Annotated in this window: 24 protein-coding genes and 2 pseudogenes; 10 read left to right on the forward strand and 16 right to left on the reverse strand. The window is 71.6% G+C overall.

Annotation, left to right across the window (positions count from 1 at the left end; translation table 11 throughout):
* Positions 1-191: 191 nt before the first annotated feature.
* The 11 genes and pseudogenes from speE to AC5JJ1_RS00920 form a co-directional block, all read right to left on the reverse strand.
* Positions 192-1,067, reverse strand: coding sequence for a polyamine aminopropyltransferase (gene speE, locus AC5JJ1_RS00870; protein ID WP_495783222.1), 876 nt, complete (start codon positions 1,065-1,067; stop codon positions 192-194).
* Positions 1,068-1,139: 72 nt separating this feature from the next.
* On the reverse strand, positions 1,140-1,595 hold the full coding sequence (speD, locus tag AC5JJ1_RS00875) for an adenosylmethionine decarboxylase (protein ID WP_495783223.1): 456 nt from the start codon (positions 1,593-1,595) through the stop codon (positions 1,140-1,142).
* Positions 1,596-1,750: 155 nt separating this feature from the next.
* Complete coding sequence (locus AC5JJ1_RS00880) at positions 1,751-2,857, reverse strand: hypothetical protein (RefSeq protein ID WP_495783224.1); 1,107 nt, start codon at positions 2,855-2,857, stop codon at positions 1,751-1,753.
* Positions 2,808-4,496 (reverse strand): hypothetical protein, encoded by a 1,689-nt coding sequence (locus AC5JJ1_RS00885; RefSeq protein ID WP_495783225.1) that lies wholly within the window; start codon positions 4,494-4,496, stop codon positions 2,808-2,810. Before AC5JJ1_RS00885 ends, AC5JJ1_RS00880 begins: the two co-directional genes overlap by 50 nt.
* The gene (locus tag AC5JJ1_RS00890; protein ID WP_495783226.1) at positions 4,384-5,088 is read right to left on the reverse strand and encodes a protein phosphatase CheZ; all 705 of its coding nucleotides are present in this window, start codon (positions 5,086-5,088) and stop codon (positions 4,384-4,386) included. The genes AC5JJ1_RS00885 and AC5JJ1_RS00890 overlap by 113 nt, the downstream gene beginning before the upstream one ends.
* Positions 5,081-5,461 (reverse strand): response regulator, encoded by a 381-nt coding sequence (locus AC5JJ1_RS00895; RefSeq protein WP_495783227.1) that lies wholly within the window; start codon positions 5,459-5,461, stop codon positions 5,081-5,083. The genes AC5JJ1_RS00890 and AC5JJ1_RS00895 overlap by 8 nt, the downstream gene beginning before the upstream one ends.
* A gap of 20 nt (positions 5,462-5,481) precedes the next feature.
* On the reverse strand, positions 5,482-6,084 hold the full coding sequence (locus AC5JJ1_RS00900) for a MotE family protein (RefSeq protein ID WP_495783228.1): 603 nt from the start codon (positions 6,082-6,084) through the stop codon (positions 5,482-5,484).
* Complete coding sequence (locus AC5JJ1_RS00905) at positions 6,084-6,512, reverse strand: DUF6468 domain-containing protein (RefSeq protein WP_495783413.1); 429 nt, start codon at positions 6,510-6,512, stop codon at positions 6,084-6,086. The genes AC5JJ1_RS00900 and AC5JJ1_RS00905 overlap by 1 nt, the downstream gene beginning before the upstream one ends.
* A 2-nt stretch (positions 6,513-6,514) precedes the next feature.
* Positions 6,515-6,724, reverse strand: coding sequence for a FliM/FliN family flagellar motor switch protein (locus AC5JJ1_RS00910; protein WP_495783414.1), 210 nt, complete (start codon positions 6,722-6,724; stop codon positions 6,515-6,517).
* Between the two features lie 130 nt (positions 6,725-6,854).
* Positions 6,855-7,571: pseudogene (locus AC5JJ1_RS00915) on the reverse strand (flagellar motor switch protein FliM); the annotation flags it as partial.
* Positions 7,568-8,044, reverse strand: a complete 477-nt coding sequence (locus tag AC5JJ1_RS00920; RefSeq protein WP_495783229.1) for a flagellar basal body-associated FliL family protein — start codon at positions 8,042-8,044, stop codon at positions 7,568-7,570. The pseudogene AC5JJ1_RS00915 and the gene AC5JJ1_RS00920, both read right to left, overlap by 4 nt.
* Before the next feature lie 168 nt (positions 8,045-8,212).
* Between AC5JJ1_RS00920 and flgF the strand changes: the two genes are divergently transcribed.
* The 5 genes and pseudogenes from flgF to flgH all read left to right on the forward strand — a co-directional run bounded on the left by flgF (position 8,213) and on the right by flgH (position 11,235).
* Positions 8,213-8,944, forward strand: coding sequence for a flagellar basal-body rod protein FlgF (gene flgF / locus AC5JJ1_RS00925; protein ID WP_495783230.1), 732 nt, complete (start codon positions 8,213-8,215; stop codon positions 8,942-8,944).
* Between the two features lie 12 nt (positions 8,945-8,956).
* A pseudogene (gene flgG / locus AC5JJ1_RS00930) lies at positions 8,957-9,741 on the forward strand (flagellar basal-body rod protein FlgG).
* A gap of 2 nt (positions 9,742-9,743) precedes the next feature.
* Positions 9,744-10,232 carry a hypothetical protein gene (locus AC5JJ1_RS00935; RefSeq protein WP_495783231.1) on the forward strand — a complete coding sequence of 163 codons (489 nt, stop codon included), beginning with the start codon at positions 9,744-9,746 and terminating at the stop codon, positions 10,230-10,232.
* The gene (gene flgA, locus AC5JJ1_RS00940; protein ID WP_495783232.1) at positions 10,175-10,510 is read left to right on the forward strand and encodes a flagellar basal body P-ring formation chaperone FlgA; all 336 of its coding nucleotides are present in this window, start codon (positions 10,175-10,177) and stop codon (positions 10,508-10,510) included. The genes AC5JJ1_RS00935 and flgA overlap by 58 nt, the downstream gene beginning before the upstream one ends.
* A 2-nt stretch (positions 10,511-10,512) precedes the next feature.
* Positions 10,513-11,235: a flagellar basal body L-ring protein FlgH gene (gene flgH / locus AC5JJ1_RS00945; RefSeq protein WP_495783233.1), complete on the forward strand. Its 723-nt coding sequence runs from the start codon at positions 10,513-10,515 to the stop codon at positions 11,233-11,235.
* A 655-nt stretch (positions 11,236-11,890) separates the two neighbouring features.
* Here flgH and AC5JJ1_RS00950 read toward each other — a convergent pair.
* Positions 11,891-13,288 (reverse strand): aminotransferase-like domain-containing protein, encoded by a 1,398-nt coding sequence (locus tag AC5JJ1_RS00950; RefSeq protein WP_495783234.1) that lies wholly within the window; start codon positions 13,286-13,288, stop codon positions 11,891-11,893.
* A gap of 202 nt (positions 13,289-13,490) precedes the next feature.
* On the opposite strand from AC5JJ1_RS00950, the gene AC5JJ1_RS00955 reads away from it, so the two are divergent.
* Positions 13,491-13,706 carry a DUF1127 domain-containing protein gene (locus AC5JJ1_RS00955; protein WP_495783235.1) on the forward strand — a complete coding sequence of 72 codons (216 nt, stop codon included), beginning with the start codon at positions 13,491-13,493 and terminating at the stop codon, positions 13,704-13,706.
* Between the two features lie 69 nt (positions 13,707-13,775).
* Here the strand turns inward: AC5JJ1_RS00955 and AC5JJ1_RS00960 are convergent, their stop codons facing one another.
* Entirely contained in the window at positions 13,776-14,411 is a 636-nt protein-coding gene (locus AC5JJ1_RS00960; RefSeq protein WP_495783236.1) for a glutathione S-transferase family protein, read from the reverse strand.
* A 33-nt stretch (positions 14,412-14,444) separates the two neighbouring features.
* Here AC5JJ1_RS00960 and AC5JJ1_RS00965 point away from each other — a divergent pair, with 33 nt between their 5' ends.
* The gene (locus AC5JJ1_RS00965) at positions 14,445-15,170 is read left to right on the forward strand and encodes an SOS response-associated peptidase (protein ID WP_495783237.1); all 726 of its coding nucleotides are present in this window, start codon (positions 14,445-14,447) and stop codon (positions 15,168-15,170) included.
* On the opposite strand, the gene AC5JJ1_RS00970 is transcribed toward AC5JJ1_RS00965, so the two are convergent.
* Genes AC5JJ1_RS00970 through AC5JJ1_RS00980 form a run of 3 tightly spaced genes read right to left on the reverse strand, consistent with a single transcriptional unit; the run spans position 15,160 to position 18,775 of the window.
* On the reverse strand, positions 15,160-16,086 hold the full coding sequence (locus AC5JJ1_RS00970) for a dihydrodipicolinate synthase family protein (RefSeq protein ID WP_495783238.1): 927 nt from the start codon (positions 16,084-16,086) through the stop codon (positions 15,160-15,162). The genes AC5JJ1_RS00965 and AC5JJ1_RS00970 overlap by 11 nt on opposite strands.
* A gap of 2 nt (positions 16,087-16,088) precedes the next feature.
* Positions 16,089-17,516 (reverse strand): M20 family metallopeptidase, encoded by a 1,428-nt coding sequence (locus tag AC5JJ1_RS00975; RefSeq protein ID WP_495783239.1) that lies wholly within the window; start codon positions 17,514-17,516, stop codon positions 16,089-16,091.
* A 5-nt stretch (positions 17,517-17,521) separates the two neighbouring features.
* Positions 17,522-18,775: a flavin-dependent oxidoreductase gene (locus AC5JJ1_RS00980; RefSeq protein ID WP_495783240.1), complete on the reverse strand. Its 1,254-nt coding sequence runs from the start codon at positions 18,773-18,775 to the stop codon at positions 17,522-17,524.
* A gap of 117 nt (positions 18,776-18,892) precedes the next feature.
* Here AC5JJ1_RS00980 and AC5JJ1_RS00985 point away from each other — a divergent pair, with 117 nt between their 5' ends.
* From AC5JJ1_RS00985 to AC5JJ1_RS00995, 3 genes are all read left to right on the forward strand, one after another.
* Entirely contained in the window at positions 18,893-19,456 is a 564-nt protein-coding gene (locus tag AC5JJ1_RS00985; protein ID WP_495783241.1) for an ANTAR domain-containing response regulator, read from the forward strand.
* A 224-nt stretch (positions 19,457-19,680) separates the two neighbouring features.
* Positions 19,681-20,808: a CmpA/NrtA family ABC transporter substrate-binding protein gene (locus tag AC5JJ1_RS00990; protein WP_495783242.1), complete on the forward strand. Its 1,128-nt coding sequence runs from the start codon at positions 19,681-19,683 to the stop codon at positions 20,806-20,808.
* Positions 20,809-20,953: 145 nt separating this feature from the next.
* The gene (locus tag AC5JJ1_RS00995; protein WP_495783415.1) at positions 20,954-21,487 is read left to right on the forward strand and encodes a hypothetical protein; all 534 of its coding nucleotides are present in this window, start codon (positions 20,954-20,956) and stop codon (positions 21,485-21,487) included.
* Positions 21,488-21,508 lie beyond the last annotated feature (21 nt).

Below are 21,508 nucleotides of genomic sequence, written 5' to 3' on the forward strand. Positions count from 1 at the left end.
CGGCTGTTTCCGGCACGTCGGCCTGAGCCTTACCCAACTTCCGTGAAGGTCAATAATCGATGGCTGGCGGCTCGTCGCAGGCAGTCTTGTGCAGGGCTTCGCCAGCGGATGATCTCGGCCTACCCCCGGCAGCGGCGTCGGCCGAGGCTCAGCCCGACTCCATCCATGCCCCATCCGGCAGACGCCTCTCCTCAACCAGCAGCGCCCGGAAGCTGCTCGGCGATATACGGCGGGAGGTTGAAGGCTCCGCAATGGATTTCCGGCGTCCAGTACCGGGTCTGGCCAAGAATGCCGGCCATGCGGGCTCGCTCACGGATCTCGCCAACAGTGGCCGTCCGCAGCCGCGCGTCCTTCGCCGCCCAGCCCAGCGCCATGAAGCCGCCGACATAGGTCGGCACCGCGGCGACATAGGCGAAAACATCGGCAAAGACCTTTCCCCGCCGCAAGCTGGTATCCCGCAGCTCGTCCGCCTGCATGAAGGGCACCCCGGACTGGTTCACGACCAGGCCGTGCTCGGTCAGCAGCCGGGCGCAGTTGGCGTAGAATTCCTCCGTGAACAGCACCTCGCCGATACCAATCGGGTCCGTGCTGTCGACGATCACCACGTCGAAGCTCCCGGCCGACGCCTGACGGACATAGTCGATGCCGTCGCCGACGATGACCTCGGCGCGCGCATCGCTCCAAGCCTCCCCGGCAATGCCAGGCATGTACTGCTTCGCCAGCCGGATCACCTCGCCGTCGATCTCGACCATCACCGCCTGCTCGACCGTCCGATGCTGCAGCACCCGCCGGAGCACGCCGCCGTCGCCGGCACCGATGATCAACACTCGCTTGGCCGCGCCATGCGCCAGCAGCGGCACATGGGTCAGCATCTCCTGATAGACGAACTCGTCCGCCTCGGTGATCTGCACCACGCCGTCGAGCAGCATGACCCGGCCATGGGTCTCGCTCTCGAACACCATGATGTCCTGGAATCCGCTCTGCACCCGCGCCAGCTCACGCAGGACGCGGAAGCGCTGGCCCCAGGCGCTGTAGAGCGTCTCGTTCACCCAAGAGTCGGTCGCCATGGCGAGTGTCCCTGAAACAACGAGGGCGGGACCTCAAGGCCCCGCCCCACTCCTTGCGCGCTCGCTTCGATGTCAGCCGGTCAGGCCGCGCTTGTGCTCGGCGAGTTGAACCAGGGCCGGCATGAAGCCCCGCTTCAGTACCGGAATCGCCTTGTACGGGTTGCAATCGCCGCAGACGAAGATGTCGAGCGCCGCATAATCCCGTTCCGGCCAGGTGTGAATGGAGACATGGCTTTCCGCCAGCACCAGCACGCCGGACACTCCGCTGTTCGGGCCGAAATGATGGAAATGGCCGTGCAGGATCGTCGCACCAGTGGCGACCGCCGCCTCACGCAGCACTGCGTCGATATGCTCCGGGTCGGCCAGGTTGGTGGCATCCCAAAGATCGATGATCAGGTGCGTGCCAGCGAATTTCACGCCGTCGCGGGAGACGAAATAGTCCTTAGCCTCGCTCGCCGAGGTATCGGTATTCTGGGCTTCGCTCGGGAGCAACTCCGAGACCATCCCCAGTTGGAGAAGAGCGTCCATCGCGGGCTCCTGTTCCCACCAGCAGATGACCAGGGTGATCGGGATTGATCAGGTCAACGGGGCGCGCATATGGGGCACTGGGAACGGGGACGCAAGCGAAAATCGTCCGGAACGGCCGAAAATTTTGCCGCCCTCCCCCTCGCCCGACGCGGGACTTACCGCGTCATCGGGCCGCCAGCCCGCAATGCCTCCAGCCGCGACGAGATGGCACGGAATAGCGACAACTCTCGTTGCAACCGCGGCAGGTCCGTCAGGCCGCTGAGATGGTCCGCAGTCAGGAGCGTGAAGGCAGCCGCCAGGGGCCCCTCCGGCAGGCGAGGAGCGAATTCGAACCGCAAAGATGCCAGCCCCGATTCGTCACCGGCAAGAGCCAGCATCGCGGCCTGCCGGACCAGCATTCGACGCTGCGCCCCGTCAAGCGGGGCTGGCGCGGGCGCGACGGTTGCACGGAGATAGGCCGCCAGCGCCGCCGCGGCACCCGCCCAATCCTGCCGCTGCGCCAGCAGCTGCGACATCTCCTCCAGCCCGAAGGGTCCGAGTGCGCCAAGGCCAGCCAAGGCGTCTTCCACCTGCCCCAGCCGCGCCCGCGCTCGCGCCGCGAGCACGGCCCGGTCTCGCGCCAGGGCCTCCGGCATCGCGTCCGCTTCGCTCTCCTGCAAGGCTTTCAGCGCTGCCACGCCATTACCCTCCGACATCCGCAGCACCCCCTGTCGCAGGCCGAAGCTCGCCCGCACCGGGCCCGCGATGCGCGCTGCCGCCTGCCCGAGCAAGGCGGCAGCCCTGTCACCGAGATCGAGGTCCACCAGCCGGTCCGCAAGCGCCAGTATGGCGGCCTCCCCTTGCTCTCCCTGCGGCAGCAGTTCCGGATAGGCGTCGAACAGCGCAATCGCGTTGAGCGGCGGCGCCTGCGTCAGAGCCGCCAGGAAGGCGGTGCCGAGCGCTGGGCGCACGGCTTGCGCCCGCTCCGGAAAAAGCGCCTCCGTTTCCCGCAGCAGGGCGAGCGCACCGCGCGCATCGCCGGCCTCCTGCCTGAGCGCTGCAGGGCGGATGCGGGTCGCAGCCTCGTCCGCATCCCATCGCCAGGCGAAGAGCGTCCCCTCGAGTGCCCGCGCCGCCGCGGCCGCATCGATTCGCTTATGTGCCAGGCGCAGCTCGACCGCTCGCCCCATCGCCCGCGCACGCGCCAGCCGGTCGCGGCCGTGGGCGATCTCGTCATATCCGGCGAGCGCCGCATCGACGTCCCCACGGATTTCGGCCAGCATGGCGCGCGGCAGCCCCAGATCGGCCGAGGCTCCCGCCTGCGCCAGCAGCTGCTGCAACGGCAGCGACGCTCCGGCCTCCGCCAGCGCCTGGGCTGCCAAGGGGAGCACCCGCGCGCAGTGTTTCCGCATAGTCGAATACCAATGGCAAGGCCGCCGCGATCGCAGGCGCTGCTCCACCGGCGTCGCCCTCGGCCGCCAGGAGCAGCGCGCGCCACAAGCCCAGCTCATCCGTCTCCGTCAGCTCGGCCTGGCGCAGCGCGGCAGCCTGCGGCAAGCGCCCGCCAAGCGGGGCCGCAGCCCCAGCCAGGGCCGTGAGATGAGCATCCCTTACGGCCTCAGGGTCTTCGCCACGGGAGACGTCCACCATCGCCTGCGCTTCAGGCGGCAGGCCGAGTGCCAGCAAAGTTTCCGCTGCGGCGCGACGCAAGGACAGCCACTGGCACGGCGCCGCCGTTGCAATGCTCGCCTGGAGGATCCGTGTCCGGTCCAGCAGCTGTGCCGCCGGCAGACGCGGCAGGTCGAAGCTGCGAGTCACCGCAGAGCCCGCTGGCAGCTCCGCCAACGCAGGATCCAGCGAGAGCGGCACGGCCGCGGCCCCGATCAGGAAGCCGCCCGCCGTCGCACGCATCGTCACCTGATCCGCCCGCGCCAGCACTGCCCCTCCCAGAAAAGTTGGCGGCAGATCGAGTTCCGGCAGGCGCCGGACGACCGGCATCATCTGCCCCGACTCCCGGACGGTGCCGACCAAGAGCGGCAAGCCCGTCTCAGGGTCGATTACGGGCACCACGCGGCCCGGCTCGCCCGCCCGTACCACGAGGCGGGACGCGACGCCGCCCTCCGCCTCCACCGCCATCGCCCGCCCAGGCAGGTCGCGGCCTCCGGCCGGACGATGAGCTTCCAGCATCCAGCCGCCCGGCTCCCGCCGCGCCCGAATCCGGCCGGGCGCCGCCAGCGGCAGCCGCAGCAATGTCGCGTCGCCCAGCCTGTCGACCTGAAGTGCGGCGAAAACCACGTCTCCCCGCACAGCCGTGAGGTCGAGTGCCTCGCCGCTGTCGAACAGGGCCAGCACCTCCCTGCCCCTGCGCAGCACGGCCAGGCCGGTGGTCGCCGGATAGGGCAGCAGAATGCCGCCCGCCTGCGGCAAGGGCCGCACCGCCAGCGCATCCGGAAACGCAGGCGCGACCGGTGGCGCGGCAGGAACCGGGACCGATGGCACAGGCTGCGGCGCAACCTCGGCAGCGGCTTGCGGAACGGGAACCACCCGAGCCGGCAGCGGGGCAGCCTCCGCAATGGCCTCGCCTCCAGGGTTCAGCGCATCGACGACCAGCTTCGGCCCAACCCGGAACACTCGCGGCCGAACGCCCGGCTTCAGCGTGATGCGAATGCTCTCGCCATCGGCCGTCACCGCCGCCATGTTGCGCGGCGGCCGGCGCGCGCCGGAAAGGTCGATCGCGGCCCCTTGCGGAAAGGACAGCAGCACCGAAGCACCCGCTTGCTCCATGCGGTATTGCGGCGGTGCGGGCCAGTCAAAGACCAGCCGCCCGTGGCCCGGATGGTTGCCCACCCGGACCCCGACCACCTCCTGCGCCGAGGCCGCCGGCGCGAGCAGGAGCAGGGCAAGCAGCGGTGCCCAACGCATCAGTCGAAACTCGCCAGCAGCCGGTCGATCTCGGCCTGGGAGGAAGCCACCCCGGCAGCTGCGGCCCGTTGGCAAGCGCCTCGCCCTCGGTCCGCGCCATCGGTACCTCCTCGATCTCCGGCGATGCCTCCCCCTCGCTGCGGCCGAAGCTATGCGTCACCGCCGCGACACGCTTCTCGATGGACTTCAGGGCCGAGACCACCTTGCCGATGCGCTGCCCGGTGATGTCCTGGAAGCTGCAGGCCTCGTAGATGCGCGTCACGGCACCCCCCAGCGCCTCCGCATCCTCGCCCGCGAGCCGCGCCTGCAGCCCCTCCAGCACCTCGCAGCAATCGAGGATCTCGTTGGTGGCCGTCGCGGTGTGGCTGACGACCGCATCCAGCTCGTCCGTCGCCGTCGAGATGTGGCTGGCATTGATGTCCTCGACGCGCAGCGCCGCGATCTCGCTCTTCGCCCGCGCCACCTCGCGGCCGAGCGCCTCCAACTCGCCCAGCAGCGCCGCCTCGGTCGCCGTCATGTCGCCCGAGAGGCTGCCGAGCACCGCCCGCACCGCGGCCTCGATCCGGTCGCCGCCGGCCTGGCCATCAGGCATGGGTCAGTACCTTCTCGATCTTGCCGCGCAGCGTCTCGGCATTGAAGGGCTTGACGATGTAGTTGGAGACGCCGGCCGCCTTCGCCGCCACCACGTTCTCAGTCTTGCTCTCGGCGGTGATCATGATGAAGGGCGTGTCCTTCAGCTGCGCATCCGCCCGCACCTCCTTCAGCAGGTTGAGCCCGGTCATCGGCTGCATGTTCCAGTCGCTGATGGTCAGGCCGAACTGCCCGGCGCGCAGCTTGGCCAGTGCCTCCCGCCCGTCAGATGCCTCTTCGACATTGTCGAACTCCAGCTGCTTCAGCAGGTTGCGGATCATCCGCAGCATCGTCTTGTAGTCGTCGACGATCAGGACATTGGTGTTCTTGTCCATCGCAGGCTCATTGACTGTCGCTAATCGGCCGGCCGGGCACGATGCCGGGCCAGCTCGGCCGTCAGCAGCCGGGCACGATCGGGCTTCATCGCGCCGAGCACCGGTGCTGCCTTCGCTTCCCGCATCCGGTCCAGCAGCTGGACCAGCACGGGCATCTCCAGATCATCGAAGATCGCCGCCGCATCGCGCGGCCGCATGCCTTCGTAGAGCTTCACCATCTGCCGCCAGCCGGCCTCCTCGCGGGCGCCGAGCGCCTGGTCGGCTGCCTGCAGCCGCTGCTGGAGCGCCGTCATCTCCTCGAGGCGCTGGCTCAGCCGGCGTTCGGCCGCGGCAAGCACCAATTCACGCGTTGCCATCGCCTGCTCACGCTGGTCCAGCTCCAGCCGCCGGGCCCGCAACGCCTCGAGCAGGGCCCGCTCCGCCCGCTGCTCCGCGCTCGGCTCCTCGGAGGCGGGCAGGGGCGCCGCCATCGGTGCCGCGGCCGGCGGGGCCGGGCTGCTCGCCTGGGCGGGCGCCACTGCCAGGCGCTCCATCCCGGCGGGCAGGAGCGCGGCCAGCTTCGCCGCCAGCAGCAGGCCGATCGCGCCGAGCGCCGCCGGCATCAGGCGAGGGTGGAGACGCATCACGGCCCGCCCCTCGCCCCGCCCAGGCCCTGGCTCAGGGCCCGCAGCAGATCCCGCTCCGCCTGGCTCGGGACGGCGAGGGCGGGCTCCGGCGATGCCATCGGCCGCGCGGCGCGGACCAGGCCTTCCAGCCGGTCCGCCAGCCCCTCGGCCCGTTCCACCAGATAGCGCAGGTCATCCCGCATCGGCTCCGCCGCCGCGAGGCGCTCCGCCACCTGCCGCCCGGCGCCCTCCGCCGTGGCCCGCAGGCGCAGCGAGGCAGCCTCGGCCATGCGCGTCGCCTCGCCGAGGCCGGCCGCGCCCGCTTCCAGCGCCTCGCGGTCGCGCCGCACCGCGGCCAGCGTCCGCTCCAGCTTGAGGATGCAGGGAATGGCCGCCACCAGCAGACCGATCAGCAGCAGCTGCGCCGACCATTCGTACCAGCCCATGATCACGCCTCCGCCTTCTGCCGCAGCTTGCGCAGGATGCGGACCGCCATGCGGTTCTCCCGCCGGCCGAGCTCCGCCTCGAACATCGTCACGTCGCCGCAGCGCAGCTGCACCGGCCCACCGGGCGCGGCATTCAGCGTGATGCGGTCGCCCCGCTGCAGCGACATCACCGCGGCCAGCGGCATGGTCTGCTCGTCGAGCACCACGTCCATCGACAGCTCGGTGTGCCGCAGCTCCTCGGCGAGATGCGTCTCCCAGATACTGTCCCGGCCGAATCTCGCCCATGAATTGCTGCAGCAGCGGCTCGCGGATCGGCTCGAGCGTAGCGTAGGGCAGCAGTTCGATCTTGCCGCCGCGATCCTCCATGTCGACCCGGAGCCGCGACAGGATGCAGGCGTTGGACAGCTGCGACACGGCCGCGAAGCGTGGGTTGACCTCCAGCCGCTCGAAGCGGAAGCGCGCCGGGGAGAGCGGGCTGAAGGCATCCGACAAGTCGTCCAGCACCACGGTGATCAGCCGCTCCACCAGCGTCCGCTCGATCGTCGTGTAGGGCCGCCCCTCGATCCGCATCGCCGCGGTGCCGCGCCGGCCGCCGAGCAGCACGTCGACGACGGGGTAGATCAGCGCGCTGTCCACCACGATCAGCCCGTAATTGTCCCACTCCTCCACCTCGAACACGGCCAGCATCGCCGGGAGCGGCACGCTGTTCAGGTAGTCGCCGAAGCGCAGCAAGACGATGCTGTCGATCGAGACCTCGACGTTGTCGCTGGTGAAATTGCGCAGCGAGGTGGACATGATGCGCACCAGCCGGTCGAAGATGATCTCCAGCATCGGTAGCCGCTCGTAGGAGACGAGGCCGGCGCTGACGATGCGCTGGATGCCGGACCGCTCCTCCTCCTGGCGCGCCCCGCTGCCGAAGCCGAGCAGGCTGTCGATCTCCTGCTGGTTCAGCACACGCGTCGCATCGGGCGTGGCGGCGGGCGGCCGGTTGCTGGGCGAGGCCTCGGCGTCCAACGCCTCGCCCCAGGCCGCGGCCAGGTCGTCTGCCTCGGTGCTCATTGCAGCAGCAGCTCCGTGAAGAGGATGTCGGTCACGCGGGCCGGCGGCGCGACCAGGTTGGCACGTGCGATGAGCTCCTCCCGGAGCCGCTGCGTGCCGCTGCTGCCGCGCAGCTCCTCCGGCCGGAGCTCCCGCAGATAGGTGTTGAACAGGTCGAGCAGGCGCGGCATCGCCGCCTGCAGCGGCGCGGCATCCTCGGCCTTCGCCAGTTCGAGCTTGCTCCGCAGCTTGATGTAGCTGGCCCGCCGGCCGGTCACGCTCAGATTGGCGATGATGTCCGGCATGTCGAAGAAGACCGGCGGCGGCGGGACGTGCGCCGCTCGCGCCGCCTCCTGGCCGAGCAGGCGCTTCGGTAGGATGTCGCCGAACCAGAGCCCCGCACCCGCCGCGGCGAGCAGCAGCGGCAGCAGGAGCAGCAGCTTCCCCGTGCCCTTGCCTCCCTGCCTCGCCTCGTTCGACATGCCCTGCCCCATCGCATCGCTCCGGGCAGTCTGGCGTCCCAGCCGTTAAGGAAGCCTTGCGATGGCAGGAAGCGCCGCGCTGCCCGGCATTTCCTGCCGCCCGCGGCAGTCCTCGCCGCCCTGCGCCGGCCGCGGCCCTGGCACGCGCCTTGCCCCAGGGCGTGCCAGCAGGACACCACGATGGACCAGCCCGGCTACATCATTCTGTCCCGCCTCAGCGCCCAGATGCGGGCGACGCAGGTGCTGGCGAACAACATCGCCAATGCCGACACGCCGGCCTATCGCGCCGAGAGGCCGGTCTTCGCCAGCCACCTCGCCCGCGCGGGCGGCGAGCGGATCGCCTACAGCATCGACCGCGCGACCTGGCGCGACACGCGGCCCGGCCCGGTCAGCACCACCGGCAACCCGCTCGACGTCGCGCTGCGCGGCAACGGGTTCTTCGTCCTCGAGACGCCGGACGGCGAACGCTATACCCGCGCCGGCCGCTTCACCCTGGACCCCACGGGCCGCCTCACCGATGCGGACGGCAACGCCGTGCTCGGCACCGGCGGCACGCCGATCGCCTTCGGCCCGGGCGATACCCGCATCGAGATCACGGGGGACGGCACGGTGCGCAGCGAGAACGGCCCGATCGGCCGGCTCCGCATCGTCCGCTTCGCCGACCCGCAGCGCCTCCGTGCCGAGGGCGAGCGGCTCTACGCCGCCGAGGACCAGCCGGAGGATGTGCCCCGTCCGCAGCTCGTCCAGGGCGCGGTCGAGGGCGCGGTCGAGGGCAGCAACGTTTCCCCGATCACCGAGATCACCCGCCTCATCCAGGACGTGCGGGACTTCGAATTCGCCACCCAATTCGCGGAGCGCGAGGGCGACCGGCAGCAGAGCGCCATCGACCGCATCCTTCGCCGCCGCAGCTAACGGAGACGCCCCATGCGCGCCCTGCAGATCGCCGCCACCGGCATGATGGCCCAGCAGACCAATGTCGAGGTCATCTCGAACAACATCGCCAATATGAGCACGACCGGCTTCAAGCGCCGCCGCGCCGAGTTCGAGGACCTGATCTACCAGAACCTCCGCCGCGTCGGCTCGCAGAGCTCGGAGACCGGCTCGGTCCTGCCCTCCGGCGCGCAGATCGGCCTCGGCGTGAAGACGGCGGCCATCTACCGCATCGGCGAGCAGGCAGCCTGTCGCAGACCGACAACCGCTTCGACCTCGCCATCCGCGGCAACGGCTTCTTCCAGGTGCAGCTGCCCTCGGGCGAGATCGCCTATACCCGCGACGGCACCTTCGGCCTCTCGGCGGACGGCCAGCTCGTCACCTCGGAGGGCTTTCCGGTCCTGCCGCCCATCACCATCCCGGCGGCCGCCGTCGACGTCACCATCAACGCCACGGGCGAGGTGCTGGCGAAGCTCGACGGCCAGACCAACCCGCAGAATGTCGGCCAGATCCAGACCGCGATCTTCGCCAATGAGGGCGGGCTCGAGCAGACCGGCGACAACATGATGCTGGCGACCCCCGCCTCCGGCCTGCCGCAGCTCGCCGCCGCCGGCCAGCCCGGGCATGGCCAGGTGCTGCAGGGCTTCATCGAGACCAGCAACGTGAACGTCGTGCAGGAGATCACCCAGCTCATCACCGCCCAGCGCGCCTATGAGATGAACAGCAAGGTCATCACCGCGGGCGACGAGATGCTCTCCACCCTCTCGCGGATGCACTGAGCATGTGGGCCCTCCCCCTCCTCCTGCTGCTCGCCGCGCCCGCCGCCGCGCAGGACTTCGCCAGCATCCGCCCGCTCGCCACGGTCGAGGAGCCGACGCTCCGCCTCGGCGACATCTTCGACGGCGCCGGGCCGCGCGCCGGGCAGCCGGTCGGCGCCAGCCCCGCCCCCGGCCGCCCGGTCACCGCGGAGGAGATCGCCGCCACCCTGCGCCCCGAGCTCCACCGCCTCGGCATGGACCCGGAGGCCGAGCTCGACCTCGGCCCCCTCCTCCCGCCGATGATCCCGCCCGGTGCCGCCCCCCGCCTCGCCGCGGAAGGGATGCCGGTGCTGCGCCAGCGCCTCGCCGGCCGCGCCGCGCCGACCGTGCCGGCCGTCGCCGCCACCCGCCGCCTCGCCGCGGGCGAGATACCGGGCCCGGCGACCTCCGCGCTATGCGCCTCCGCGCCGAGCGCTCCCGGCCCGGCCTGGCCGAGCGGCCGGAGCAGGTGATCGGCCAGCAGCTCCACCGCCCCGTCGCCGCCGACGCGCCCATCCCGCTCGCCGATCTCGGCCCGCCCTCGCTGGTCGAGAAAAACGGCCTGGTGACGATGCTGCTCGAGTCGCCGGGCCTCTCCCTCAGCGCCCAGGGCCGCGCGCTGGAGGCTGGCCCGCGCGGCGGCCTCGTCCCGGTGATGAAACTCGCCAGCCGCGCCGTCGTCGAGGGCGAGGTGATCGGCCCCGGCCGGGTCCGCATCGCCCCAGGCGCCACGCCGCTGCGGAGGCCGTGACCATGCGCGCCGCCCTACTCCTCCTGCTGCTGGCGCTCGCCGGCTGCGGCTCGCTCGAGCGCCTCTCCCGGGTCGGCCGCACGCCGGAGCTTTCCGAGGTCCGCAACCCCACCGCCGACCCGGCCTGGCGCCCCGTCTCGATGCCGATGCCGGGCGCGCAGGAGGCGCCGCTCGCCGCCAACAGCCTTTGGCGCCCCGGCAGCCGCACATTCCTCCGCGACCAGCGCGCCTCGCAGGTCGGCGACCTCGTCACCGTGCTCGTCAGCATCGCCGACGACGCCCAGCTGCAGAACCGCACCCAGCGCGCCCGCGCCGGCACCGACAACCTCGGCATCTCGCAGATCTTCGGCATGCAGACGCGCTGGCTGCCGCGCGGCGACAGCCCCGCCAGCCTGCTCGATTCGAGCGGCGGCCAGACCAGCGACGGCAACGGCACGGTGAAGCGGGGTGAGACGATCAACCTCCGCCTCGCCGCGACCGTCACCCAGGTGCTGCCCAACGGCAATCTCGTCGTCACCGGCAAGCAGGAGGTGCGGGTCAGCGCCGAGCTGCGCGAACTCGCCGTCCAGGGCGTCATCCGACCGGAGGACATCGCCAGCGACAACACCGTCCGCCATGACCGGCTGGCCGAGGCACGCATCGCCTATGGCGGACGCGGCACCCTCTCCGACCTGCAGCAGCCCCGCTACGGCCAGCAGCTGCTAGATGCGATCCTGCCCTTCTAGCGCGGAGTCCGTTGGCAACGGCTCACCGAAGCCGCTCAGGTTCGTTGTTTCGTCGAGCAAATACCTCCGGGCAGGTGGTTCCACCAGAGCGGGGTTCGCTCCGGGCCGAGGCGGCGCCTGGAGCCTCGCCGATCTCGGGCTGCCGTTTGGGAGGGCGGCCCGATGCGAAGGACGGGCAGCGGGCGGTGCCGGGCAACTTGCGGCAGACGGTTGCGGCCATTCCTCGATCACACCGCGACCTGCGTGATCGCCGAAGGCACCGGAGACGCACCCGTCCCGGGTGAGACGCGGGATGCCGACGCCATGCTGCCGGCTCGGGCGGCTGAAGGACTGCGTCGCATCTTTCATGACCGTTTTCAGGGATCGTTCAGAGCGGAGGCGGGATTTGGCGAGGGCGCTCTCAGCCGAGGAACGTGCCAGGGTACGGCGGGCGCTCCTCGCGGAAGGCCGCCGGCTGTCCGTGGAGGGCGAGCTCAAGGCCATGTCGCTCGCCCAGCTTGCGCAGGCCGCTGGCATCGCCAAGACCTCCTTCTACGCATTTCCCCCTCGAAGGAGGCCATGCTGCTCGACCTCCTACAGGACGAGGCGCCGGGCGTGCGGGGCCAGCACCCCATAGCGGCTCCTGGCATGCTGGCGGCATCCTCGTCGCCGAAGGTCACCGCGCGGCCAGCGCCGCGCCGAGGGCCTCGAACATCCGCGGCTCCGAGGACCGCGCCGCGTTGAAGCGCAGGTGCCGGCACTCCCCCCGCTCCGGCCGGAACAGCGCCCCGCGCGCCAGCAACAGGCCGCGGTCGAGCGCCGCCTGGTAGACCGCTTCCGGCTCGCAGCCCGGCGGCAGCGCCGCCCAGAGGAAGAGCCCCGGCTCCCCTTCCGCCGGCAGCCCGAAGCCGAGCGCCTGCAGCCGCGCCACCGCCTGCGCCCGCGTCGCCGCCAGCTTCGGCCGCAGCCGGTCGAGCCAGCGCCGGTACTGGCCGGAGGCCAGCAGCTCCGCCAGCAGCACCTCCATCAGCGGCGGCAGCGCCGGCGCCGAGAGCAGCTTCGCCTGCAGCAGCGCCTCGATGATCGGCCGCTCGGCCGCGATGAAGCCGAGCCGCGTCGCCGGCCCCACCATCTTGGTGAAGGAGGAGAGGTAGATCAGCCCACGCCCTCCCGCCAATTGCAGCAGCCGCACCGGATGGCCCGGGTGCAGGTCGGCATAGGTGTCGTCCTCCACCAGCAGCAGTCCGTGCCGCTCGGCGATCAGCAGCAGCCGGTGCAGCGTCGCGGCGGAGGCCGTCCACCCCGTCGGGTTGTGCAGCACGCTCTGCACGAGGAACAGCTTCGGCCTGACCGTCCGGCAGGCCTGTTCCACCGCGTCGAGGTCCGGCCCCTCCGGCGTCCAGGGCACCGGATGCAGCCGCACCCCGGCCCGCTCCAGCATGGTGTAGAACTTGAAGTAGCCCGGATCCTCCGCCAGCACCGTGTCGCCCGGCTGCAGCCGCGTGCGGATGATGAGGTCGAGCGCCTGCGTCCCCCCGAGCGTCGTCAGGACGCAATCCGGCGAGACCGGCATCGCCATCCCCGCCAGCCGCACCGCGATCTGCTCGCGCAGCGCCACATCGCCACGCGCGGTCCCGTCGCAGGCCAGCAGCTCCGGCATCCGCCGCTGAACCCGGTGCAGCACGGCGGCCGGCCAGGCCTCGCGCAGCCACCCCTCCGGCAGGTAGCCGTTCCCCGGCTTCCACAGCGCCGGCGGCCCGAAGCTGCGGAGGCTGACCGCCTCGTCGCCCACATCCGGGTCGGCGCCCCGGCCCGCCGGCTGCGGCCCGATCGCGGCGACGAAGGTCCCCGCCCCCGGCCGCGGCGCGACCAGGCCCATCGCCCCCAGCCGGTCATAGGCCTCGACGACCGAATGCACGCTGCAGCCGAGCCGCCCCGCCATCGACCGCACCGAGGGCAGCCGCAGGCCGGCCGCCAGGGCACCGCCGCGGATCATCCCGCCCAGCTTGTCGACGATCTGCTCCACCACCGGCCCATCGCGCTCGAGCCGCAGCGCTGCCAGGGAGTGGGCCATCGAAGGAGGAAGCGGCAGCGTGTCCGGCATGGCCCCAGCCTGCCGCCCCTCGGCCCAGCTTCGCAAGCATCACCATCCCGAACGCCAGTCGCACTGTACCGCGCGCCGGCCGGTACAGTTCCCCCCGCATCCGCCAACCCGTACCGGGACCGGAAGATCGGTCCGCCGCATCCTCCATCACCCCAACCGGGAGAATGGAGCCATGCAGTCCGCCCTTCGCACGCCCGCCCTCGCCCTTCCCGCCTGCCTGACCCGGCGCCCGCTGCGCCTCCGCGTCACGGCCTGGCTGCGGCTCGGCCTGGCCCGGCGCCGCGAGCGGCAAGCCCTGGCCGAGATGGATCTGCGCATGCTCCGCGACATCGGCATCGGGCCCCATGATGCCTTCCACGAGGCGCGGAAATTCTGGTGGGAAGTCTGAGGCATCGGGAGGGGCGCCGCCCCCTCGCGCCCGCCGCCCAAGGGTCGCAGCGTCCTTGGGATCCCGGCGTCACTTGCGCTTCGGCGGCGGGGGCTCCGTCCCCGCCACGCTCGGGCGCGCCAGGTGCCGCGTCAGGTAGCCGGTCAGCGCAGGCAGGCCCGCCATGATCGCCCCGGCCTCCGGCAGCCGCGCCAGGTAGTAGAGGATCGGCAGCAGGTTCGCGTCGGCCAGCGTGAACCCCTCACCCACCAGATGCCCGGTCGGCGCCACGCTCCGGTCGAGGAAGCCGAGCTGCTCGCGCAGCGCAGGCACCGCCGCCTCCACCGCTGCCCGGTCCGGGGCGCCATCCTCCGTGCCGGGGAAGACATGCGCATAGAGATACCGCCGGATGCAGAGCGGATCGATGACGGTGTTCACCACCGAGACCCATTGCTCCACCAGCGCCTCCGCCACCGGCTCCTCCGGGATCAGCTTCGACCCGGGAAAGATCCGGTCGATATAGGTGCAGATCGCCTTCGACTCGTAGAGCACGAGGTCGCCATGCCGCATCGCCGGGATCTTGCCGAAGGGATGCAGCGCCCGCATCTCCGGGGTCCCCGGCCAGCCGCGGGTATGGGTGTGGGCGACGCCCTTCTCCGCACAGACCATCCGGCAGGTCCACACATAGGTGCTCCGCGCCACGCCGATGATCTCGAGCTCCGCCATCGCCTTCCCCTGCCCCTGATGTAGACTGCGCCGATGTGCGGACGATACTTCCAGCAGCGCGGCGCCGGCTATGTCGCCCGCTACTTCGAGGCGGTGAACGCCATCCCCAACACGCCGCCGAGCTGGAACCGTGCGCCCACGCAGGATGCGCTGGTCGTCCGCCGCCACCCCGAGACCGGCGCTCGCCACTTGGACGCGCTGCGCTGGGGCCTCGTCCCCCGCTGGGCCAGCGACCCCTCGGTCGGCAGCAAGATGATCAATGCCCGCTCCGAGGGCATCACCGAGAAGCCCTCCTTCCGCGAGGCCTTCCGCAAGCGCCGCTGCCTCGTCACCGCCGACGGCTTCTACGAATGGCGCACGGAGGGCAAGGCGAAGCAGGCCTTCGCCATCGCACTCGCCGGCGGCGAGCCCATGGCGCTGGCCGGCCTCTGGGAAGGCTGGCGCGCCCCCGATGGCAGCATCCTCCGCACCTGTACCGTCATCACCGGCGACGCGAACGAGAAGCTCGCCGCCATGCACCACCGCATGCCGATGATCCTGCCGCGCGAGGCTTGGCCCGCCTGGCTCGGCGAGGAGCCGGCCGAGCCGGAGGAGCTGCTGGCCCTCCTCAAGCCCTATCCGCCCGAGCTGACCCTCGCCTGGCCCGTCACCAGCCGGGTCAACAAGGTGGCCGAGAACGACCCCGGCCTCCTCGCCCGCGACCCGCTGGCCATGCCCCCACCTGGCCTCGACGACCCGCCGCCGGAGTTCAAAGAGTGACCACCGGATCCCGCGCCAGCAGCCGCCCGAGCAGGTAGTCGACCTCCGCCCGCGTCTCGGCCGAGAGCCTCGGCCCCGGCGCCCGCAGCGCGTCGCTGCCGATGATCCCCCGCCGCATCAGCACGTATTTGCGGACGGCGAGCCCAAGCCCCGGCTGCAGCTCCGTCCGGATCAGCGGCAGGTGCAGGTCGAAGAGGTCCTGCGCCGCATCGCGCTCGCCTTTCGCCATCAATCCGCAGACCCGGACCAGCATCTCCGGCACCGCATAGCCCGTCATAATGCCATCTGCCCCGCGCGCCAGCTCCTCCGGCAGGAACTGCCCGCCCAGCCCGCCGAGGATGCTGATCGGCCGCATCCGCCCCTCGGCCATGAAGCGGCGGAGCGTGGTGATCTTGTCGAGACCCGGCCAGTCCTCCGCCTTCAGCATGACGAGGCGCGGATTCTCGGCCATCCGCCGGATCATCTCGGCCGACATGAAGATGCCGTTCGCCTGCGGATAGTCCTGCAGCACGAAGGGCACGTCCCCGACCGTCTCGGCGGCCTGGGCGATGTAGGACACCACCGCCTCGTCGCCCCGGAGCCCCGGCGTCGGCGCGATCATCACCCCCGCCGCCCCCGCATCCATCGCGCTCCGCGCCAGCGCGCCCATGCTGGCGAAGCCGGGCGAGGAGACGCCGACGACCACCGGCACCCGCCCGTCCACCCGCCGCAGCACGCGCGCGGTGAAGGCCATGGCCTCGACCGCATCCAGCTTCGGCGCCTCCCCCATGATGCCGAGGATGGTGAGTCCGCTCGCCCCCGCGGCGAGATAGGCCTCCACCATCCGGTCCGTGCTGTCGAGATCGAGCGCGCCATCCGCCGAAAACGGCGTCGGCGCGATGACGAAGACGCCCTTCGCCCCCACTCCGAGCCGCATCGTCAGGCCGCCGTCACGGACATGTCGAAGGGCGGCTGCACATCGGGCGAGAGCACCGGCTCATAGGGGTTGGCCGCCGTCCGCGCCGCGAGGTCCGCCTTCGCCGCCTCGATGAGCGCCGGGTCGCGCAGGCAGTCGACGGCCGTCCCCGCCATCACCTTCGCCACATGCACCATGCCCTTATGCGCCGCCGGCAGCTTGCCCTGCGCCGTCAGCTGCCAGGAATGCCCCGGCGTGCCGATCGCATAGGTCGAGCCCCGCGCCTGCACCGTCGGCACAACCCAGGAGACGTCGCCCACATCCGTCGAGCCCATCATCGGCGCGCCGCGCACCTCGAGCGGCACGACGACGTCGCAGAGCGCGACGCCCTTGCGCATCGGCAGCCCGATCCGTCGCCAGGAGGCGGCGATGTCCTCCTCGGTCAGCGTCGCCTGGAACTCGGCGGCCCGCGCCCGGTCGAGGTCGTCGAAGGGCGGTGGCCCCAACCGGTCGAGGTTGTTCTGCATCGCCCGCTCCAGCGGCGCGTTGCCGAGAAGGTTGGAGACGCCGGACACGACCTTGGAGGAGACTTTGGTCTCCGTCATCAGCGCCGCCCCATCCGCGACCTTCCGCACCCGCTCGATCAGCCGCCGCAGCTCGACCAGGTCCCGCGCCCGGATCAGGTAGCGGACCTTGGCCGTCGGCTGCACCACATTGGGCGCGACCCCGCCGGCATCGAGATAGGCATAGTGGATGCGCGCATCGCTCGGCATGTGCTCGCGCATGTAGTTGACGCCGACATTCATCAGCTCCACCGCATCGAGCGCGCTCCTCCCGAGATGCGGCGCCGCGGCGGCATGCGAGGCCCGCCCGACGAAGGAGAAGTCGATCCGCGTATTGGCGAGGCTCACCGCCTCCTGCACCGCGGCGAAGGCCGCCGGATGCCAGGAGATGGCGATGTCCACATCCTTGAAGGCGCCGTCGCGGACCATGAAGCCCTTCGCCGCACCGCCCTCCTCGGCAGGACACCCATAGTACCGCACCCGCCCCGGCAGCCCCTTCGCCGCCAGCCAGTTCTTCACCGCCGTCGCCGCCAGCAGCGAGGCGGAGCCCAGAAGGTTGTGCCCGCAGCCATGGCCGAAGCCCGGCCCCGGCAGCGGCCGTGGCTCGGCGACGCCGGCCTCCTGGCTCAGCCCCGGCAGCGCGTCATACTCGCCGAGAATGGCGATGACCGGCCCGCCCTCGCCCGCCTCGCCTATCACCGCGGTCGGGATGCCCGCCACCTTCTCGGTGACGCGGAAGCCCTGCTCCCGCAGCATCGCCGTATGCTCGGCGCAGGAGCGCGTCTCGGTATAGGCCAGCTCCGGCATGCCCCAGACGCGGTCGGACAGCGCCTCGAAGCCGCCCCTCCTGGCATCCACCAGCCGCCAGATCTCTTCGCTGTTGTCCATGATGGTCAGGCCCGTGCCTTGAGTGTCTCGAGATCATAGCCTGCGATGCGCTTGTAGCCACCCGTGATGGCCAGCATCTCCTCGCGCGACATCACATCCTCGATCCGCGCGAAGGGCCGGTCGCCCGTCCGCGCATAGACCTCGCCGAGAATCGCATCCGGCGGCGTCTTGCGGTTGGTCAGCACCACCTGCGTCGTCGCCGGCAGCCGCTCCGCCTCATAGGCCTTCAGCGCCGTCTCCGGGTCGTCCGCATGCCGCGCCAGCAGGTCGGCGAGGCACCGCGCATCGAGGATCGACTGCCCCGCCCCGTTCGACCCGCGTGGCACCATCGGATGCGCCGCATCGCCGAGCAGGGTCAGCCGTCCGAAGGTCCAGCGCGGCAGCGGGTCCTGGTCGACCATCGGGAATTCCAGCACGACGTCGGAGGCACGCAGCATCGCCGGCAGGTCGAGCCATTCGAAGACCCAGTCCCGCACATAGGGGATGACATCCTCCACATCCCCCGGCCGGTTCCAGTCGCGGCGCGAGCGGTGCTTCTCCGTCTCCACCTCGAAGACCCAGTTGATGAGCTGCCGCCCCTCGCCGTCCACGTCATGGTGAATCGGGTAGATCACCATCTTGCCCGTCTTCAGCCAGCCCGCCCGCGTCATACTGGCCCCGGTGAGGATCGGCGGCCAGCGTGCGACGCCGCGCCACATGTTGTAGCCGGTGTATTTCGGCTCGCCCTCACTGGGATAGAATTGCCGCCGCATCACGGAATGGATGCCATCCGCCCCGATCGCCGCGCTTCCCCGCAGCGGCTCCGGCGTCGCGCCGTCGCGGCCGGGCGTGAAGCTGATGGTCACGCCGTCCTCGTCCTGTTCCACCCGCGCCACCCGCCGGTCGAACAGCACCGCTCCCTCGCCCAACCGCTCCCGGACGGCGGCCAGCAGCACCCCATGCAGGTCCGCCCGGTGGATCGACATCTGCGGATGCGCATAGCCCGCCGCCCGCCCGAGCGGCTCGCGATGGATCAGCTGCCCGAAGCGGTTGAAGAAATTCGCCTCATCCGTCTGCACGCAGTGCCGCAGAAGCTCATTCTGCAGGCCGAGCTGCGCCAGCTCGGCGGCGGCATGCGGCAGGATGTTGACCCCGACGCCGAGCGGCCTGACCTCCGCCACCGCCTCGACCACCCGGCAGGGGATGCCGTTCCGGTGCAGGCAGAGAGCGAGCGTCAGCCCGCCGATGCCGCCGCCGATGACCAGGATGCTGTCCTCCATGGCGCCTCTCCCTCCGCCGGCTCGATACTGGCCCCCGCTCCCGGGAGGTCAAGCGCCCGGCTTCGTCGCGCGGCACGATCCGTGCTTCCCGCCGGACGGACCGACCCAGGAGCCTGCGTGCTGCGCGTCTTGCTTGTGGACAGTGACCCGGAGCGCGCCGCCGCCGTCGAGGCCGGCCTCTGCGCCACCGGCTGCACCGTCGTCGCCATCGCCGCCGGCACGCGGGATCTGACCCGCCATGTCCGCGACACCGGCGCCGAGGTCATCGTCTGCGGCCTCGACGACCCCTCGCGCGACGAGCTGGAAGGCATGCGCGCCCTTCACCGCGACGAGCCCCGCCCCGTCATCCTCTTCGCCGAGAGGGCCGAGCCCGAGCAGATCGAGGCGGCGCTGGCCGCCGGCGTCTCGGCCTATGTGGTGGAGAGCATGGCCCCCGCCCGCGTCCGCCCGGTGATCGAGGTCGCCATCCGCCGCTTCCGCGCCCACCAGGCGCTGCGCGAGGAGCTCGCCACCGCCCGCCGCGACCTCGAGGAGCGCAAGCTGGTCGACCGCGCCAAGGCGCTGCTGATGAAGCGCCACCGCCTCACCGAGCCCGAGGCCTATAAGCGCCTCCGCCGCATGGCGATGGATCGGAGCCTGAAGATCCCCGACCTCGCCCTCCGATTTCTGGACGAAAAATAGACAACAAGCCTCAATAATGTGCTATTACCGGTAATTTAAGTGTGTCTGCTTAATCTGCGCGCATTTTCCCTTTGACCCGCTTCCGCCGCTTCTGTTGCATTGCAGCAGCGAGGTGATGCGCAACGGCGTGCATCGCACGGGCCCGGAGCGGGCCCGCTCGGGTGATCCATCCGCGGTCCAATGGCGGTCCGCACCTGGCCCTTCCGGGCCGGAGGACCGCCCCCGTGCTGCTCGATGCCGACGACGCCCCCCGCCCGACGCTCCGCCGCCCGGTCCTGCGCACGCTGCGCCTCGGCTTCGTCCCGCTCACCGACGCCGCGCCGCTGCTCGCCGCGCAGGAGCTCGGCCTGTTCGACGCCGTCGGCCTCCGGGTCGCCCTCTCGGCCGAGCCCTCCTGGGCGGCGCTGCGCGACAAGCTGGCCTTCGGCGCCCTCGATGCCGCCCATCTGCTTGGCCCCATGCCGATTGCGCTGGCCGCCGGCCTCACCGGCGTCCGCGCCCAGGTCACGATCGGTGCCGGGCTCGGTGCCAACGGCAACACCGTCACCCTCTCCAACGCCCTGGCGCAGGAACTCGGCCGCTTCCCCCGCCCGCTGCCCGCCGCGGGCTTCGCCGCCCTGGTCCGCCGCCGGGCCGCGCAGGGCCGGCCGCCGCTGACGCTCGCCGTCGCCTTCCCCTTCTCCTCGCACAACTACCTGCTGCGCTTCTGGTTGGCCGAGGCCGGGCTGGACCCCGACCGCGACCTCCGCCTCACCGTCGTCCCGCTGCCCATGGTCGCGCAGCACCTGGCCGAGGGCGCGATCGACGCCTTCTGCGCCGGCGAGCCCTGGGGCAGCCATGCCGCGGCGCTCGGCGCCGGACGCATCGCCCTCTCCTCCGGCGACATCTGGCCGAACCACCCGGAGAAGGTCCTCGCCTTCGACACCGCCTACGCGACGCGCGACCCGGACAGTGCCACGGCCTGCACCGCCGCCGTCATCGCCGCCGCGCGCTGGCTGGACGAGCCGGAGAACCAGGCCGAGGCCGTCAGCATCCTCCGCCGCCGCGCCTTCCCGAAGCTCGGCCGCCCCGAGATCGCGGCCGCCTTCGAGGGCACGGCCGAGGGCCTGCCGCTGGCCGCCCCGCTCCGCTTCCACAACGCGACGCTGCCGCGCCGCGACCAGGCCACCTGGTTCCTCCGCCAGATGCGCCGCTGGGGCCACATCCCCGCCGCGGTCAGCGACAGCGCCGCCCTCGCCCCCTGGCGCCCCGACATCTGGCGCGCCGCCGCCGCCCGACTGCACGAGGCGGAGCCGCCCGCGCCCCCGCCACCCCCTTCCTCGCCGCTGAGCGACAGCCTGGAGCACGCCTGAGATGAGCCTCACGCGCCGCAACGCCATCACCGCGACGGCCGCCCTCCTCGCCGGCGCCGCCCGCGACCCGCGCCAGGCGGCGATGCTCCACAAGCTCTCCGACGGCGATGACGCTGCCTAGCCGAAGGAGGCCGACCTCCTCGACCTGCTGACGGCCTTCCCCTCCGCCCGCCCGCCTATTGCCGACCTCCTCGCCTCCCTCCCCGCGCTAAAGCCCCGCCTCTACTCCATCGCTTCCTCTCCGCTGGCCGCCCCCAGCCGGGTCGAGCTCTGCATCGGCGTGGTGCAGGCCGAGCGCCGCGGGCGCCGGCGCGATGGCGTCGCCTCCTACCACCTCGCCTTTCGCGCGGGCCCGGACGCGCCGCTCCGCGCCCACATCCAGCCCAGCCACTTCCGCCTACCCGGCAATCCGGAGACGCCGATTGTCATGATCGGCCCGGGCACCGGCATCGCCCCCTTCCGCGCCTTCCTCCAGCACCGCGCGGCGACCGGCGCCCGCGGCCGCAACTGGCTCTTCTTCGGCGACCAGCGCAGCGCAACCGACTTCCTCTTCCGCCCCGGGATCGAGGCCTGGCGCGAGCAGGGCCTTCTGACCAGCCTGTCGCTGGCCTGGTCCCGCCACGGCGTGCGGAAGGTCTACGTTCAGGACCGCATGCGCGAGGAGGCCGCCGGCCTCTAGCGCTGGCTGCAGGACGGCGCG

This window comes from Belnapia sp., assembly GCF_059504005.1.